At 61.6% G+C, this 15,525-nt stretch carries 15 protein-coding genes; 9 read left to right on the forward strand and 6 right to left on the reverse strand.

Features of this window, described 5'->3' with window-relative positions; translation table 11 throughout:
* Nucleotides 1-15: 15 nt before the first annotated feature.
* Nucleotides 16-525, reverse strand: coding sequence for a DUF1993 domain-containing protein (locus AACY36_RS16260; RefSeq protein ID WP_339420094.1), 510 nt, complete (start codon nt 523-525; stop codon nt 16-18).
* Between the two features lie 115 nt (nt 526-640).
* On the opposite strand from AACY36_RS16260, the gene AACY36_RS16265 reads away from it, so the two are divergent.
* A complete protein-coding gene (locus tag AACY36_RS16265) occupies nt 641-1,288 on the forward strand; it encodes a YceH family protein (protein WP_339420092.1) in 648 nt (215 codons plus the stop codon).
* Between the two features lie 34 nt (nt 1,289-1,322).
* Here the strand turns inward: AACY36_RS16265 and AACY36_RS16270 are convergent, their stop codons facing one another.
* Entirely contained in the window at nt 1,323-2,129 is an 807-nt protein-coding gene (locus AACY36_RS16270; protein ID WP_339428168.1) for a sulfite exporter TauE/SafE family protein, read from the reverse strand.
* Nucleotides 2,130-3,374: an NAD(P)/FAD-dependent oxidoreductase gene (locus AACY36_RS16275; RefSeq protein WP_339436221.1), complete on the reverse strand. Its 1,245-nt coding sequence runs from the start codon at nt 3,372-3,374 to the stop codon at nt 2,130-2,132.
* Nucleotides 3,375-3,542: 168 nt separating this feature from the next.
* Between AACY36_RS16275 and AACY36_RS16280 the strand changes: the two genes are divergently transcribed.
* Entirely contained in the window at nt 3,543-4,406 is an 864-nt protein-coding gene (locus AACY36_RS16280) for an MBL fold metallo-hydrolase (RefSeq protein ID WP_339420086.1), read from the forward strand.
* A gap of 67 nt (nt 4,407-4,473) precedes the next feature.
* On the opposite strand, the gene bkdR is transcribed toward AACY36_RS16280, so the two are convergent.
* On the reverse strand, nt 4,474-4,962 hold the full coding sequence (gene bkdR / locus AACY36_RS16285; protein ID WP_049709031.1) for a Bkd operon transcriptional regulator BkdR: 489 nt from the start codon (nt 4,960-4,962) through the stop codon (nt 4,474-4,476).
* 195 nt (nt 4,963-5,157) lie between these two features.
* On the opposite strand from bkdR, the gene AACY36_RS16290 reads away from it, so the two are divergent.
* The 5 genes from AACY36_RS16290 (at nt 5,158) to AACY36_RS16310 (ending at nt 11,313) form a co-directional block, all read left to right on the forward strand.
* The gene (locus AACY36_RS16290; RefSeq protein WP_339497297.1) at nt 5,158-6,393 is read left to right on the forward strand and encodes a 3-methyl-2-oxobutanoate dehydrogenase (2-methylpropanoyl-transferring) subunit alpha; all 1,236 of its coding nucleotides are present in this window, start codon (nt 5,158-5,160) and stop codon (nt 6,391-6,393) included.
* 1 nt (nt 6,394) lies between these two features.
* A complete protein-coding gene (locus AACY36_RS16295) occupies nt 6,395-7,453 on the forward strand; it encodes an alpha-ketoacid dehydrogenase subunit beta (RefSeq protein ID WP_049709033.1) in 1,059 nt (352 codons plus the stop codon).
* Nucleotides 7,454-8,713, forward strand: coding sequence for a dihydrolipoamide acetyltransferase family protein (locus AACY36_RS16300; protein WP_339420082.1), 1,260 nt, complete (start codon nt 7,454-7,456; stop codon nt 8,711-8,713).
* A gap of 3 nt (nt 8,714-8,716) precedes the next feature.
* Complete coding sequence (lpdA, locus tag AACY36_RS16305; RefSeq protein ID WP_339497298.1) at nt 8,717-10,096, forward strand: dihydrolipoyl dehydrogenase; 1,380 nt, start codon at nt 8,717-8,719, stop codon at nt 10,094-10,096.
* 197 nt (nt 10,097-10,293) lie between these two features.
* Nucleotides 10,294-11,313, forward strand: coding sequence for a branched-chain amino acid aminotransferase (locus tag AACY36_RS16310; RefSeq protein WP_339456281.1), 1,020 nt, complete (start codon nt 10,294-10,296; stop codon nt 11,311-11,313).
* 83 nt (nt 11,314-11,396) lie between these two features.
* Here the strand turns inward: AACY36_RS16310 and AACY36_RS16315 are convergent, their stop codons facing one another.
* Nucleotides 11,397-12,290 carry a GNAT family acetyltransferase gene (locus tag AACY36_RS16315; RefSeq protein ID WP_339420075.1) on the reverse strand — a complete coding sequence of 298 codons (894 nt, stop codon included), beginning with the start codon at nt 12,288-12,290 and terminating at the stop codon, nt 11,397-11,399.
* 267 nt (nt 12,291-12,557) lie between these two features.
* Here AACY36_RS16315 and AACY36_RS16320 point away from each other — a divergent pair, with 267 nt between their 5' ends.
* Nucleotides 12,558-13,604 (forward strand): ornithine cyclodeaminase, encoded by a 1,047-nt coding sequence (locus AACY36_RS16320; RefSeq protein ID WP_339420073.1) that lies wholly within the window; start codon nt 12,558-12,560, stop codon nt 13,602-13,604.
* A gap of 121 nt (nt 13,605-13,725) precedes the next feature.
* Complete coding sequence (locus AACY36_RS16325) at nt 13,726-14,223, forward strand: Lrp/AsnC family transcriptional regulator (RefSeq protein WP_016974875.1); 498 nt, start codon at nt 13,726-13,728, stop codon at nt 14,221-14,223.
* Between the two features lie 11 nt (nt 14,224-14,234).
* Here AACY36_RS16325 and AACY36_RS16330 read toward each other — a convergent pair whose 3' ends face one another.
* A complete protein-coding gene (locus tag AACY36_RS16330) occupies nt 14,235-15,518 on the reverse strand; it encodes a Zn-dependent hydrolase (protein ID WP_339420072.1) in 1,284 nt (427 codons plus the stop codon).
* Nucleotides 15,519-15,525: the final 7 nt, after the last annotated feature.

Genomic DNA, 15,525 nt, shown 5'->3' on the forward strand with positions numbered 1-15,525 from the left:
GGTTTTTTTTGGTGTTTAGAACGCGCCCATGTAGTCGCGCTTGCCCACGTCCACACCGTTATGACGCAGCAAAGCGTAAGCGGTGGTGACGTGGAAGAAGAACTGCGGCAGGCCGTAGGTCAGCAGGTAGGACTGGCCGCTGAAGCGCTTCTCTTTAGGCGTGCCTGGGCGAGTGATGATCTCGATGCCTTCCTTGCCGTCGATTTGCTCAGGCTTAAGGGTGTCGACAAACGCCAGGACCTTGGCGATCAGCGCTTGCAGGTCGGCGAAGGTGACTTCGGTATCTTCATATTTCGGCACTTCGATCTCGGCCAGGCGTGCGGACACGCCCTTGGCGAAGTCGACGGCGATCTGCACCTGGCGCACCAGCTGGAACATGTCCGGGAACAGGCGCGCTTGCAGCAAGGCGTTCGGCTCGATGTTCTTGGCGGTGGCGTGGGCTTCGGCTTTGGTCAACACGCCGCTCAGGGCGGTGAGCATTTGCTTGAAGACTGGGATGGAAGCGGCGTACAGGGAAATAGTCATGGCAGTCTCGCAGTAATGGCAGGATTGGAACCAGCGGCGATTATAGCCATGCCCATCGCTTGTCTTTTATTTTTTCAGGATTAGGCTAGGCAGTTCACTGCATAGGGAAAGCGCGATGACCGCCGAGCACGACACCGACACCCCTGAGCCGCGCCTGAACAGCACGGAAATCCGCGTCTTGGGCTGCCTGATCGAAAAACAGGCGACCAACCCGGAAACCTATCCCCTGACCCTCAATGCCCTGGTCCTGGCCTGTAACCAGAAGACCAGCCGCGAGCCGGTGATGAACCTGAGCCAGGGCCAGGTCGGTCAAAGCCTGCGCGCGCTGGAAGGCCAAGGGTTTACCCGCCTGGTGATGGGCAGCCGCGCCGACCGCTGGGAGCATCGCGTGGACAAGGCGCTGGAATTGGTGCCGGCCCAGGTGATCCTGACCGGGCTGCTGTTTTTGCGCGGGCCGCAGACCGTCAATGAACTGCTGACCCGCAGCGGACGCATGCATGATTTCGAAGATGCCGAACAGGTGGTGCATCAACTTGAGCGCCTGATTGCGCGAGGGCTGGCGGTGTTGGTGCCGCGTCAGGCGGGCCAGCGCGAAGATCGCTACACCCATGCGCTGGGCGATCCGGCCGATATCGAATTGATACTCGCGGCGCGTGGCAGTCCGGTGGAGCGCGGGGCTGGGGTTTCGGTAGACCGCCTTGAAGAACTTGAAGCGCGGATCGCGGCGCTTGAAGAGCGGCTGGCTCAGTTGGAACAGGGCTGACGGCATCCTTGTGGCGAGTTCCCTCGCCACCGTTTCAGATCAAGGCGTTAAATAGCATGCCTGCGGCCACCAATACGCACAGGCTGGCAAACCCGACCTGCAAGGCGCGCGCAGGGATTACCGAACACAGGCGTCGACCCGCCAACATGCCGACGATGCTTGCGCCGATAAATACCCAGCCCACCGGCTCGATGCGCACCCCCGCATGAAACGCGCCAGCAACACCGACCAGCGAGAGCAGGCTGATCACCATCAGGGAGGTGGCGACAATTCCGCGCATCTGCACATCGGTCAGTTGCTTGAACGCCGGCACGATGAGGAAGCCGCCGCCCACGCCGAGCAAGCCCGATACAGCCCCTGTCACCGCGCCGAGGGCGGCCAGGGTCGCGCTGCATTTGGCGGTCCAGGCGAAGCGCCCGGTCTGCTGGTTGAGCATGCAGTTCTTCTGGCCCCAGGAGGCGGTACCATGGTCACTCGGCCCGGCGTCGCGCTTTTCGCGCTGCAACATGCGCCAGGCCACCAGCAGCATCAACGCGCTGAACAGGCCCATCAACACCGCTTCCGCCAACTGGTGGGCGAGGAACACCCCCACTGGCGAAAAAAGCGCGCCAAGCAAGGCGATCAGCAACGCGGCGCGGTAGCGCACCAAGCCATGGCGCAAACCGTCGATCGCCCCCACCGCTGCCGCCGCGCCGACGGCAAGCAACGACACCGGCGCAGCCTGGGTCATGCTCATGCCCAAGCCCAGCACCAGCGCCGGCACGCCAAGGATGCCGCCACCCGCGCCCGTCAGGCCCATGACCAAGCCCATCAATAATCCCAACACACTGGCCAGCAGCATTCAGTCCACCTTGCTAAGACGGGTCAGCCACTCGCGGCCCTTGAGCATGCCGTTCCAGTAGAACCACGGCAGCAAGGTGGCCTTGAGGAACCACATCGAACGTCGGGCCTGGGTCGGGTCCAGGGGGAAGGTCGGCAGCAACTTGCCGCCGTAGCCGAACTCGGCGAGCACCACCTTGCCCTTCTCCACCGTCAACGGGCACGAACCGTAACCGTCGTACTTGAGCGGCAGCGCCGCCTGCTTGCGCAGGGCCAGCAGATTCTCGGCGACCACCACGATCTGCTTGCGCACGGCGGCGGCGGTCTTGGCGTTGGTGGTGCCACATACATCACCCAGGCCGAAGATGTGCGGGTAGCGCAGGTGTTGCAGGCTATGGGGGTTCACTTCGCACCAGCCGGCAGCGTCAGCCAATGGACTTTGGCTGATGAAATCCGGGGACACCTGCGGTGGGACCACGTGCAGCAAGTCGAAGGATTTTTCTTCAACGCTGACACTGCCTTCGGCGTCTTTCACTTCGAACCAGGCCTTGCGGGCCGGGCCGTCGACTTTCACCAGGTTGGCGTTGAACGCCAGGCGGGCGTTGTATTTTTCCACGTACTTCATCAACGGTGGCACAAAGGTCGCCACACCAAACAGTGCTGCACCGGCCAGGTTGAATTCAACGTCGATGTTTTTCAGAGTGCCCTGTTTTAGCCAGTGATCGCAGGACAGGTACATGGCCTTTTGCGGCGCACCCGCGCATTTGATCGGCATGGCCGGCTGGGTGAAGATCGCCTTGCCGCCCTTGAGTTGCTGCACCAGCTGCCAGGTATAGGCAGCGTGCTCGTAGCTGTAGTTGGACGTCACGCCATGCTGGCCGAGGGTGTCCTGCAGCCCTTCGACTTTTTCCCAGGCCAGGCGCAGGCCGGGGCAGACGATCAGGTTGTTCCAGCTGACGCGCTGGCCGCTGTCGAGGACCAGGGTTTGCTCGTCCGGCAGCAGTTCGGTGACGGCGGCTTGCACCCAGGTGACGCCATTGGGCAGTACGTCGGCCAGTGGCCGGCGGGTCTTTTTGACGTCGTATGCGCCGCCGCCGACCAACGTCCAGGCAGGCTGGTAGCAATGGTATTCACTCGGTTCGATCAGGGTGATATTCAGCTGGGGGTCGCGCTTGAGCAGGCTGGCCACCAGGCCGATGCCCGCCGAGCCGCCGCCGATGACAACGATATCGCCACTGATGGTTGGGCCCCAGTGTTGTTCGGTCATGGTCTATCGCCTTTTATCGTCAATGCACACAAGGGGCGTTGCCGTATGGCGTCACGTCCCGTTACAGGTCGATCCTTTGCCTCGGACCGTTTTTTTCCCTTAAGCTCGCAAGCCTATGTGGAAAACATCTCGAATGTAAGCCGCAATCCGCTACCAAGGACCGCCGCCATGCCCGCTTTGATTCAAGCCTTTCTGGATGAGGCATCGTCGACCTACACCTACGTCCTACATGAAGCAGATGATGGCCCCTGTGCCATCGTCGACTCGGTGCTCAATTACGACCCGGCCTCCGGGCGCACCGACACACGCCAGGCCGACAAAGTCATCGCCTATGTGCGTGAACATCGCTTGCAGGTGCAGTGGCTGCTGGAAACCCATGCCCATGCCGATCACCTGTCCGCCGCGCCGTACTTGCGCCGCACGCTGGGCGGCAAGATCGCCATCGGTCAGTCCATCAGCAAAGTGCAGGGCGTGTTCAAGAACCTGTTCAACCTCGAGCCGGAGTTTCGTGCCGACGGCTCGCAGTTCGATCACTTGTTTGCGCCGGATGAGGTGTTTCACATCGGCAACATCAAGGCCCAGGCCCTGCATGTGCCCGGTCATACCCCTGCGGACATGGCCTATTTGATCGACGACCGGTTGATCCTGGTGGGTGACACGTTGTTCATGCCGGATGTGGGCACGGCGCGTTGTGATTTTCCCGGTGGGGATGCGCGGCAGCTGTATGCGTCGATGCGCAAGTTGCTGGCCTTTCCTTTGGAGACTCAATTGTACGTATGCCATGACTACCCGCCTGAGGGGCGTGAGGCGAAATGCCTGACGACCGTGGCTGAGCAGCGCGCGGGTAACATTCATGTGCATGACGGGGTGGATGAGGCGGCATTTGTAGAGATGCGTACAACGCGCGATGCGGGGCTGGGGATGCCGACGTTGCTGTTGCCGGCGATCCAGGTGAACGTGCGAGCGGGAAATATGCCGCCGGCAGAGAGCAATGGGGTGACTTACCTGAAGATCCCACTCAATCAACTTTGAAACGTTTAACCCTGTGGGCGCTGGCTTGCCTGCTCCCACATTTGGCCCGCGGTGATTCAGTTAATTATCAGCCGCCCAGGTTGATGCCGTTGGCGGGCAGCGGCAGTGCGGTTTTGTAACGCACTTGCTTGAGGGCGAAGCTGGAGCGGATGTTGGCGACGCCTGGCACTTTGGTCAGGAAGTCCATCATGAAGCGTTCCAGTGACTGGATCGTCGGTACCAGCACGCGAATCAGGTAGTCCGGGTCGCCGGCCATCAGGTAGCACTCCATCACTTCCGGGCGGTCGGCGATCGCGCCTTCGAACTGTTGCAACGCCAGCTCATTCTGTTTTTCCAGGCTAACGTGGATGAACACGTTGACGTGCAGCCCCAGCAGGTCGGCGTCCAGCAAGGTCACCTGGTCGCGAATCAAGCCCAATTCTTCCATCGCCTTCACCCGGTTGAAACACGGCGTGGGCGACAGGTTGACTGAGCGGGCCAGGTCGGCGTTGGTGATGCGGGCGTTCTCCTGCAAAGCGTTGAGAATGCCGATATCAGTACGATCCAGTTTGCGCATGAGACAAAATCACCTGTTTATTATGTTTATGCAGTTTTTTTATCCGCAAATGATCCCGAGCGCAATGAAACACAGATAAATATTCTTCTACGCCCCGCCTATGATTGTTGTAGGACAAGATTTCTCCTACCCGGAGACTGACTGTCAGCTAGCGCGCCCACTACAAGAAATTCACAAGATAGAGCGTAGAAAGCCATGACCCAGCAGTATGAACCACTGCGCCTGCACGTCCCTGAACCCTCGGGCCGCCCAGGCTGCAAGACCGACTTTACCTACCTGCGCCTGACCGACGCGGGCCTGGTGCGAAAACCCGCCATCGACGTAGAACCTGCCGACACCGCCGACCTTGCCAAAGGCCTGATACGCGTGCTCGACGACCAGGGCCAGGCCCTGGGCCCGTGGGCTGAAGGTGTCCCCGTCGAGATCTTGCGCAAAGGCATGCGTGCCATGCTCAAGACGCGGATCTTCGACAACCGCATGGTGGTCGCCCAGCGTCAGAAAAAAATGTCTTTCTACATGCAAAGCCTTGGCGAAGAAGCCATCGGCAGCGCCCAGGCCCTGGCGTTGAACATCGACGACATGTGCTTCCCCACCTACCGCCAGCAAAGCATCCTGATGGCGCGCGAGGTGCCGCTGGTCGACCTGATCTGCCAACTGCTGTCCAACAAGCGTGACCCGCTCAAGGGCCGCCAGTTGCCGATCATGTATTCGGTAAAAGACGCCGGTTTCTTCACCATTTCCGGCAACCTCGCCACCCAATTCGTCCAAGGCGTGGGCTGGGGCATGGCCTCGGCGATCAAGGCCGATACCAAGATCGCCTCCGCCTGGATCGGCGACGGTGCCACCGCCGAGTCCGACTTCCACACTGCCCTCACCTTCGCCCACGTGTACCGCGCGCCGGTGATTCTCAACGTGGTGAATAACCAGTGGGCCATCTCCACCTTCCAGGCCATCGCCGGCGGTGAAGCCACAACGTTCGCCGGACGCGGCGTGGGTTGCGGTATCGCCTCCCTGCGCGTGGACGGTAACGACTTCATCGCGGTGTACGCCGCCTCCGCCTGGGCCGCCGAGCGTGCGCGCCGCAACCTCGGGCCGACGCTGATCGAGTGGGTCACCTACCGCGCCGGGCCGCACTCCACCTCTGATGATCCGTCGAAATACCGCCCAGCCGATGACTGGAGCCACTTCCCACTGGGCGACCCGATTGCCCGCCTCAAGCAGCACCTGATCCGCATTGGCCAGTGGTCCGAAGAGGAACACGCGGCGGTCAGTGCCGAACTTGAGGCCGAAGTGGTCAAGGCGCAGAAAGAAGCCGAACAGCACGGCACCCTCGCCGGCGGCCAGATTCCAAGCGCCGCGACCATGTTCGAAGACGTCTACAAAGAGATGCCGGAGCACTTGAAGCGCCAGCGTCAAGCGTTGGGGATCTGACATGAACGATCACAACAACAGTATTGAAGTGGAAACCGCCATGACCACCACAACCATGACCATGATCCAGGCGCTGCGCTCGGCCATGGACGTGATGCTTGAACGTGATAACAACGTGGTGGTTTTCGGCCAGGACGTGGGCTATTTCGGCGGCGTATTCCGTTGCACTGAAGGCTTGCAGACCAAATACGGCAGCTCGCGTGTGTTTGACGCGCCGATCTCCGAAAGCGGCATTATCGGCGTGGCGGTGGGCATGGGAGCCTACGGACTGCGCCCGGTCGCCGAGATCCAGTTCGCCGACTATGTCTACCCCGCCACCGACCAGATCATCTCCGAAGCCGCGCGTCTGCGTTATCGCTCGGCCGGCCAGTTCACCGCACCGTTGACCATGCGCATGCCGTGTGGCGGTGGTATCTACGGGGGTCAGACCCACAGCCAAAGTATCGAAGCGGTGTTCACCCAAGTCTGCGGGTTGCGCACGGTCATGCCGTCCAACCCGTATGACGCCAAGGGTTTGTTGATCGCCTCCATCGAAAACGATGACCCGGTGATCTTCCTTGAGCCAAAACGCCTGTACAACGGCCCGTTCGATGGCCATCACGACCGCCCGGTAACCCCGTGGTCGAAACACCCACAAGCGCAAGTCCCGGACGGTTATTACACCGTGCCGCTGGACGTGGCTGCCATCGTGCGTCCCGGTTCGGCCGTCACCGTGCTGACCTACGGCACCACTGTGTATGTGTCGCAAGTCGCCGCCGAAGAAACCGGCATCGACGCCGAAGTCATCGACCTGCGCAGCCTATGGCCACTGGACCTGGAAACCATCGTCAAGTCGGTGAAAAAGACCGGCCGTTGTGTGGTGGTGCACGAAGCCACCCGCACCTGCGGCTTTGGCGCCGAGCTGGTAGCGCTGGTTCAGGAGCATTGCTTCCACCATCTGGAAGCGCCGATCGAACGCGTGACCGGTTGGGACACCCCCTACCCGCACGCGCAGGAGTGGGCGTATTTCCCTGGCCCGTCCCGCGTGGGCGCGGCGTTGAAACGGGTCATGGAGGTCTGAATGGGCACGCACGTTATCAAGATGCCGGACATTGGCGAAGGCATCGCAGAAGTTGAATTGTCGGTTTGGCACGTGAAGGTCGGCGACATGGTCGTCGAAGACCAGGTGCTGGCGGATGTAATGACTGACAAGGCGATGGTGGATATCCCCTCGCCGGTGCATGGCAAGGTGATTTCCCTCGGCGGCGAGCCAGGCGAAGTCATGGCCGTGGGCAGTATCTTGATCAGTATTGAAGTGGAAGGTGCCGGCAACGCCAAGGAAGCGCCCGCCGCGAAGGAAGCGCCGAAGGCCGCCCCTGTGGTGGAGGCCAAGCCTGCGCCGGTGGCGGTTGAGAGCAAACCTGCGCCGGTGATCGCGGCCCAGGCGCCTGTTGCACGTGAAGCCGACGAACGTCCGCTGGCCTCCCCGGCTGTGCGCAAACACGCATTGGACGCCGGGATTCAGCTGCGCCTGGTCCAGGGCTCTGGCCCGGCGGGCCGGATTCTGCACGAAGACTTGGAGGCTTACTTGCTCCAGAGTCCGACGCAAAATAAAAACGCAGCCAACCCCTACGCCGAACGCAACGTCGAAGAACAGATCCCGGTGATCGGCATGCGTCGCAAGATCGCCCAGCGCATGCAGGACGCCACCCGGCGCGCCGCGCATTTCAGCTATGTGGAAGAGATCGACGTCACCGCCCTCGACGAGCTGCGTGTGCACCTCAACGAGAAACACGGCGCCACGCGCGGCAAGCTGACGTTGCTGCCATTCATCGTGCGCGCCATGGTTGTGGCCCTGCGAGACTTCCCGCAGATCAATGCGCGATACGACGACGAAGCCCAGGTCATCACCCGCCTCGGCGCGGTGCATGTGGGCGTCGCCACCCAGAGCGACGTCGGCTTGATGGTGCCGGTGGTACGTCACGCCGAAGCCCGCAGCCTGTGGGGCAATGCCGAGGAAATCGCACGCCTGGCCACCGCCGCGCGCAATGGCAAGGCCAGCCGCGATGAGCTGTCAGGTTCCACCATCACGTTGACCAGCCTGGGTGCACTCGGCGGCATTGTCAGCACGCCGGTCTTGAACCTGCCAGAAGTGGCCATCGTTGGCGTCAATCGCATCGTCGAACGGCCCATGGTGATCAAGGGCCAGATCGTGGTGCGCAAGATGATGAACCTCTCCAGCTCCTTCGATCACCGCGTGGTCGATGGCATGGACGCGGCGCAATTCATCCAGGCCATTCGTGGCCTGCTCGAACAACCCGCCAGCCTGTTTCTGGAGTAAGGCATGTCTCAGACGTTGAATACCACGCTGCTGATTATCGGCGGCGGCCCTGGCGGTTATGTGGCAGCGATTCGGGCGGGTCAACTGGGTATCCCGACCATTTTGGTAGAAGGCCAGGCGCTCGGCGGCACGTGCCTGAATATCGGCTGCATTCCGTCCAAGGCGTTGATCCATGTGGCCGAGCAGTTCCAGCAAACCGTGCACCATAGCCAGGGCTCACAGTTGGGCATCGAAGTGGATGTGCCGACCCTGGACATCCGCAAAAGCGTGGAATGGAAAGATGGCATCGTCGACCGGTTGACCACGGGCGTCGCTGCGCTGTTGAAGAAACACAAGGTGCAAGTGATCCACGGCTGGGCCAAGGTGGTGGACGGCAAAACCGTCGACGTCGGCGACCAGCGCATTCAGTGCGAACACCTATTGCTGGCCACCGGTTCGAAAAGCGTCAACTTGCCGATGCTGCCGATTGGCGGGCCGATCATCTCCTCCACCGAAGCCCTGGCACCGACACGCGTGCCCAAGCGGCTGATCGTGGTAGGTGGGGGTTATATCGGGCTGGAGCTGGGCATTGCCTACCGCAAGCTCGGCGCCGAGGTCAGTGTGGTCGAGGCCCAGGACCGCATCCTGCCAGCCTATGACGCCGAGCTGACCCAACCCGTGAATGAATCCCTCAAGCAACTGGGGGTGAAGCTGTACCTCAAGCACAGCGTCACCGGTTTTGCGGACAACTGCCTGCAAGTGCGCGATCCGAATGGCGACACGTTGTCGCTGGAAACGGACCAGGTGCTGGTTGCCGTGGGCCGCAAACCCAATACCCAGGGCTGGAACCTCGAAGCGCTGAACCTGGACATGAACGGTGCGGCGATCAAGATCGACAAGCACTGCCAGACCAGCATGCGCAACGTATGGGCCATCGGCGACCTGAGCGGCGAACCGATGCTTGCGCACCGCGCCATGGCTCAGGGCGAAATGGTGGCCGAACTGATCAGCGGTAAATCCCGCGAATTCAACCCGGCCGCGATCCCGGCGGTGTGCTTTACCGACCCGGAACTGGTGGTGGTCGGCAAGACCCCAGACGAGGCCACGGCTGCCGGCCTGGACTGCATCGTGTCGAGCTTCCCGTTCGCCGCCAATGGCCGGGCCATGACCCTGGAGTCGAAAACCGGCTTTGTGCGCGTCGTTGCACGCCGTGACAATCACCTGATCGTCGGCTGGCAAGCGGTTGGCGCTGGCGTCTCGGAACTGTCCACCGCGTTCGGCCTTAGCCTGGAAATGGGCGCACGCCTGGAAGACGTTGCCGGCACCATCCACGCCCACCCGACCCTCGGCGAAGCCGTTCAGGAAGCCGCTTTAAGGGCCCTGGGCCACGCCCTACACCTGTAATTCTGATGCAATTCCCCTGTGGGAGCGGGCTTGCTCGCGAATGCGGTGGATCAGTCACCGGCGTACTGACTGACACTCTGTATTCGCGAGCAAGCCCGCTCCCACATAAAGCAAGAATGAAGTATTGTTGCGCCCATCCAGAAAAAAACCGACAAGCCTGCCTCTGACCAGGCGGTTGACCAGAGATAGAGGGTGTCATGGGTAACGAAAGCATCAATTGGGACAAGCTGGGTTTTGACTACATCAAGACCGACAAGCGGTTTCTCCAGGTCTGGAAAAACGACGAATGGCAAGAAGGCACCCTGACCGACGACAACGTGCTGCACATCAGCGAGGGCTCCACCGCCCTGCACTACGGTCAGCAATGCTTCGAGGGCCTCAAGGCCTACCGCTGCAAGGACGGCTCGATCAACCTGTTCCGCCCGGACCAGAACGCCGCCCGAATGCAGCGCAGCTGCGCCCGTCTGCTGATGCCGCATGTGCCGACCGACGTGTTCATCGACGCCTGCAAACAAGTGATCAAGGCCAACGAGCGGTTCATCCCGCCGTACGGCAGTGGCGGCGCGCTGTACCTGCGCCCATTCGTGATCGGCACCGGTGACAACATCGGCGTACGTACCGCACCGGAGTTCATCTTCTCGGTGTTCGCGATCCCGGTCGGCGCCTACTTCAAAGGCGGCCTGGTGCCACACAACTTCCAGATCTCCACTTTCGACCGCGCCGCGCCACAAGGCACCGGTGCTGCCAAAGTGGGTGGCAACTACGCCGCCAGCCTGATGCCAGGTTCGGAAGCGAAAAAAGCCGGTTTCGCCGATGCGATCTACCTGGACCCGATGACTCACTCGAAAATCGAAGAAGTCGGCTCGGCCAACTTCTTCGGGATCACCCACGACAACCAGTTCATCACGCCGAAGTCGCCTTCGGTGCTGCCGGGCATCACCCGCCTGTCGCTGATCGAACTGGCCCAGACCCGCCTGGGCCTGAACGTGGTCGAGGGCGAAGTGTTCATCGACAAGCTGGACCAGTTCAAGGAAGCCGGCGCCTGCGGTACGGCTGCGGTCATCACGCCAATCGGCGGCATCCAGTACAACGGCAAGCTGCATGTGTTCCACAGCGAAACCGACGTCGGCCCGATCACCCAGAAGCTCTACAAAGAGCTGACCGGCGTACAGACCGGCGAAGTCGAAGCCCCAGAAGGCTGGATCGTCAAAGTCTAACCAGAACACCCGCAACACCGGCAACACCACAAAACCAATGTGGGAGTGGGCTTGCTCGCTCCCACATTGGATCTCCAGTGTTCTTAAGATTGAGCCGGAATATTCCCCGCAATCTTCTTCCCCATACTTATCCTCGGCTCCACCCCATACCCCAGCGCTTCATAAAACCCCACCACCGCATCATTCCCCCCGGTGATCTGCAGGTTGATCTTCATACAACCCAAGGCAGTCAACGCCTGTTCCGCATGCCTCACCAGCGAGGAACCCAGGCCGTGCCGGCGATAATCTGCGTGCACCGCCACCGAATACAGCCACCCACGATGCCCGTCATACCCGGCAAGCACCGTACCGATCACAACCTTTTTATCCATCGCGACGAAAAAAAGCCCATCGTTGACCGCCAGCTTCTTATCGATCGCGAGCCTCGGCAGGTTATGCGCCGTCTCGTAACCAAAAGCCTCCTGCCACAACGCAACCACCTGCGCGCGATGCTGACGGTCGCGATACGGGCCGATGGGATGCCGGGACAGCAGCGCCTTTTCCATCACCAACGTACGCTCGTTGCCATGGTAAACATCGCGCACGGTGTGAAACCCCAGTTTGGTATAGAACGGCTCGGCGGTCAGCGATGACGGCACACTCAGTACCGTCACCCCGGCCTCACGGGCGCGCAGTTCGACCTCGATCATCAATAGCCGGCCAATGCCCTGCCCTTGCAGCGCCGGATTGACGAACACCGAACGCACGACATTGGCGTCCAGGGCCGCCGTGGCAACGATCACCTGGTCCTTGATCGCCACCAGCACCACCCGGCGCGTGAGCAGCGCCAGCACGGCCTCCGGGGTAAAGTTGGTCGCAACCCGCGCAATCACATCCGCCGGGTAATCCTGTGCATTGCTGCTGTGCAAAGCCGCCAGGATGACCTGGCTGATCCCCTCGGCATCGGCGGGTTGGGCAAGACGTACTGCGGTCGACATGATTCCTCCTGACTGACGGCGCTAGACCTGACACCACAATACCAATGCAGGCGCAAGCCAGCTCCCCCATTTCGATCACACCTCACCTTCACAGCCGATTCGGCTGACGGACTGCACTTTTCAGCTTTCCCGGCTGAGCCACCCCTGCGTTTCAGCCGGGATAATCCGCAGATAACCCACACAATAACCCGACTGCACCTGCCTGCCGTGCCGCCTCACGCGCAGCAGAAAACGTTGGACGTACCCTCGAATAACAAGGAGCCTCACATGACCCGCTACATCGACGTCAACGACCTCTGCTACCTGGTCTCGCAAAAAAGCCTGCCCACCTGCATCACCGAGATGGCCGAGTACATCCGCGCCGACTACCTGCGCTGGCAGGACTTCGAAAAATGCGCGCGCCTGGCCAACCACTCACCGGATGGCGTGATCGAACTGATGCCGGTATCCGACGCGTCGCTGTATGCCTTCAAGTACGTCAATGGCCACCCGAAGAACACCCTGGCCGGCATGCTCACCGTGATGGCTTTTGGCGCGCTGGGCGATGTCGACACAGGCAAACCGGTGCTGCTGGCGGAAATGACCCTGACTACCGCGATTCGCACTGCCGCCACCTCGGCCCTGGTCGCCCGCTACCTGGCCCGCGAAAACAGCCGCAGCATGGCGCTGATCGGCAACGGCTCGCAGAGTGAATTCCAGGCCCTGGCCTTCCATGCCATGCTTGGCATCAATGAGATCCGCCTGTTCGATATCGATGCCAAGGCCACCGCCAAACTGGCGGCCAACCTCAAGGCGTTCCCGGCGATCAAGGTGATCCTGGCCAGCAGCGTGGCCGACGCCGTGAAAGGTGCGGACATCGTCACCACCGTCACCGCCGACAAGGCCTATGCCACTATCCTCACCGATGACATGATCGAACCCGGCATGCACCTCAACGCGGTCGGTGGCGACTGCCCCGGCAAGACCGAGCTGGACCGACGTATCGTCGAGCGCGCCCGGGTGATCGTCGAGTACGAACCGCAAAGCCGCATCGAAGGTGAAATCCAGCACATGCCGGACAATTCGCCGGTGACCGAACTCTGGCAAGTGATCAACGGCCAGCAGCCCGGCCGCGAAAACGCGCACCAAGTGACCCTGTTCGATTCGGTGGGTTTTGCCATCGAAGATTACTCGGCCCTGCGCTACGTGTTGGACGTGGCCAAGGCGCTGGACGTGGGCAGCGACCTGGCGCTGGTGCCGGACCTGGCGGATCCGAAAGACCTGTTCGCACGCCTGGCGCAGCAGCCACGCGCGCAGCAGAAAAAGCGCGCCTGAGGCGTGCTGCAAGCCCTCGACCGCATACAGACGTTGACGCAGGAAGGCCGTACCATGTGACGGGTCAGGCAAACGCGAGGCGTTTGCCGCCATTTTTTCTCAACCGTTTGAAGTGAAAACCATGGATACCAAGGCCAACGGACCCCATTCTTCCCCTGCGCTGGACCGCATCGATGAAGCCATCATCGAAGTGCTGCGGCACCAGGGGCGTATCACCTACGAAAAGCTCTCGTCGCTGGTGCACCTCACGCCCCGGCCCTGCCTGGAGCGGGTGCGCAAGCTGGAGCGACGCGGGGTGATCCGTGGGTATGGGGCGATCATTGATGTGCAGATGGTTTCACCAGGCCTTTCGTTGCTGGTGTTGGTGGCCTTGTCCAACCAGAGCGGGCGTTCGGCGCAGAAAGCCTTCGAAGCCTGTGTGAAGGCCTGCCCGCAGGTGTTCGAGTGCCAGCTGATCAGCGGCCCGTTTGACTACAGCCTGCGCATGCGCTGCCGAGACATGGAGCATTACCGGGTACTGACCGAGACCTGGTTGAACAATGACGAGTTGCACATTGATAAATTGGTGGCGCATCCGGAGTTGGCGGTGGTGAAAAACACCGCCACCGAATTGGCCTGAGCGGGCGCCATTCAGGCCGCCAGTTTGCCGCTGGCGATGGCCGCCGACGCGGCCACCATCGCCCTTAGCAGCACCGCACACCCCGCCGCCAAGTCATCCGGTGCGGCGTTTTCGATTTCGTTATGGCTGATGCCGCCTTCACAGGGCACAAAAATCATCCCCGCCGGGCCCAGTTCGGCAACAAAGATCGCGTCATGCCCTGCCCCGCTGACGATGTCCATGTTCGACAACCCCAGCCCATTCGCGGCATCACGCACAGCGTCCACGCAGCCCTTGTCGAAATACAGGGGTGGAAAATCTGCCGTAGGTGCCATCTCGAAACTCAAACCGTGCTTGGCGCAAGTTTCATCGATCACCTTGCGTACTTCGGCAATCATCGAGTCCAGCCGCACCGGCTCCAGGTGACGGAAGTCCAGGGTCATGCGCACTTCCCCCGGAATGACGTTGCGCGAACCGGGGTAAGCCTGCAGGCAGCCAACGGTGCCGCACGCATGCGGTTGATGCCCAAGCGCCGCCGCATTGACCGCCGCCACCACCGCCGCCGCGCCCACCAGGGCATCCTTGCGCAGGTGCATCGGCGTCGGTCCCGCGTGCGCTTCAACGCCGCGCAGTTTCAGGTCAAACCACTTCTGCCCAAGGGCGCCCAGCACCACGCCAATGGTCTTTTTCTCGTCTTCAAGAATCGGCCCCTGTTCGATATGCGCCTCGAAATAGGCGCCTACCTTGTGCCCACTGACCGGCCGCGAACCCGCATAGCCAATTGCGTTCAGCGCGTCGCCCACGCTGACGCCGTCCACGTCCACCTTGGCCAGGGTGTCCGCCAGGGTGAATTTCTCGGCAAACACGCCCGAGCCCATCATGCAGGGCGCAAAGCGCGAGCCCTCTTCGTTGGTCCACACCACCACTTCCAACGGCGCCTCGGTTTCCACTTTGAGGTCATTGAGCGTACGCAGCACCTCCACACCCGCCAGCACACCGAAGCAACCGTCGAACTTACCGCCGGTGGGCTGGGTGTCGATATGGCTACCAGTCATCACTGGCGGCAGGTTGGGGTTGCGCCCCGGGCGACGGGCGAAGATGTTGCCGATGCCGTCGACGGTCACCGTGCAACCCGCCTCTTCACACCACTGCACAAACAAGTCGCGGGCCTTGCGATCAAGGTCGGTGAGAGCCAGGCGACACACACCGCCCTTGGGGGTGGCGCCGAGTCTGGCCAAGTCCATCAACGACTGCCACAGGCGGTCGCGGTTGATGTGCTGATGGGTGGATTGCAGAACGTCGAGGGCAGCGTTCATGGGGATC

The sequence above is a fragment of the Pseudomonas sp. EA_15y_Pfl1_P101 genome (assembly GCF_963970835.1).
GTDB classification, from domain to species: Bacteria; Pseudomonadota; Gammaproteobacteria; order Pseudomonadales; family Pseudomonadaceae; genus Aquipseudomonas; species Aquipseudomonas tritici.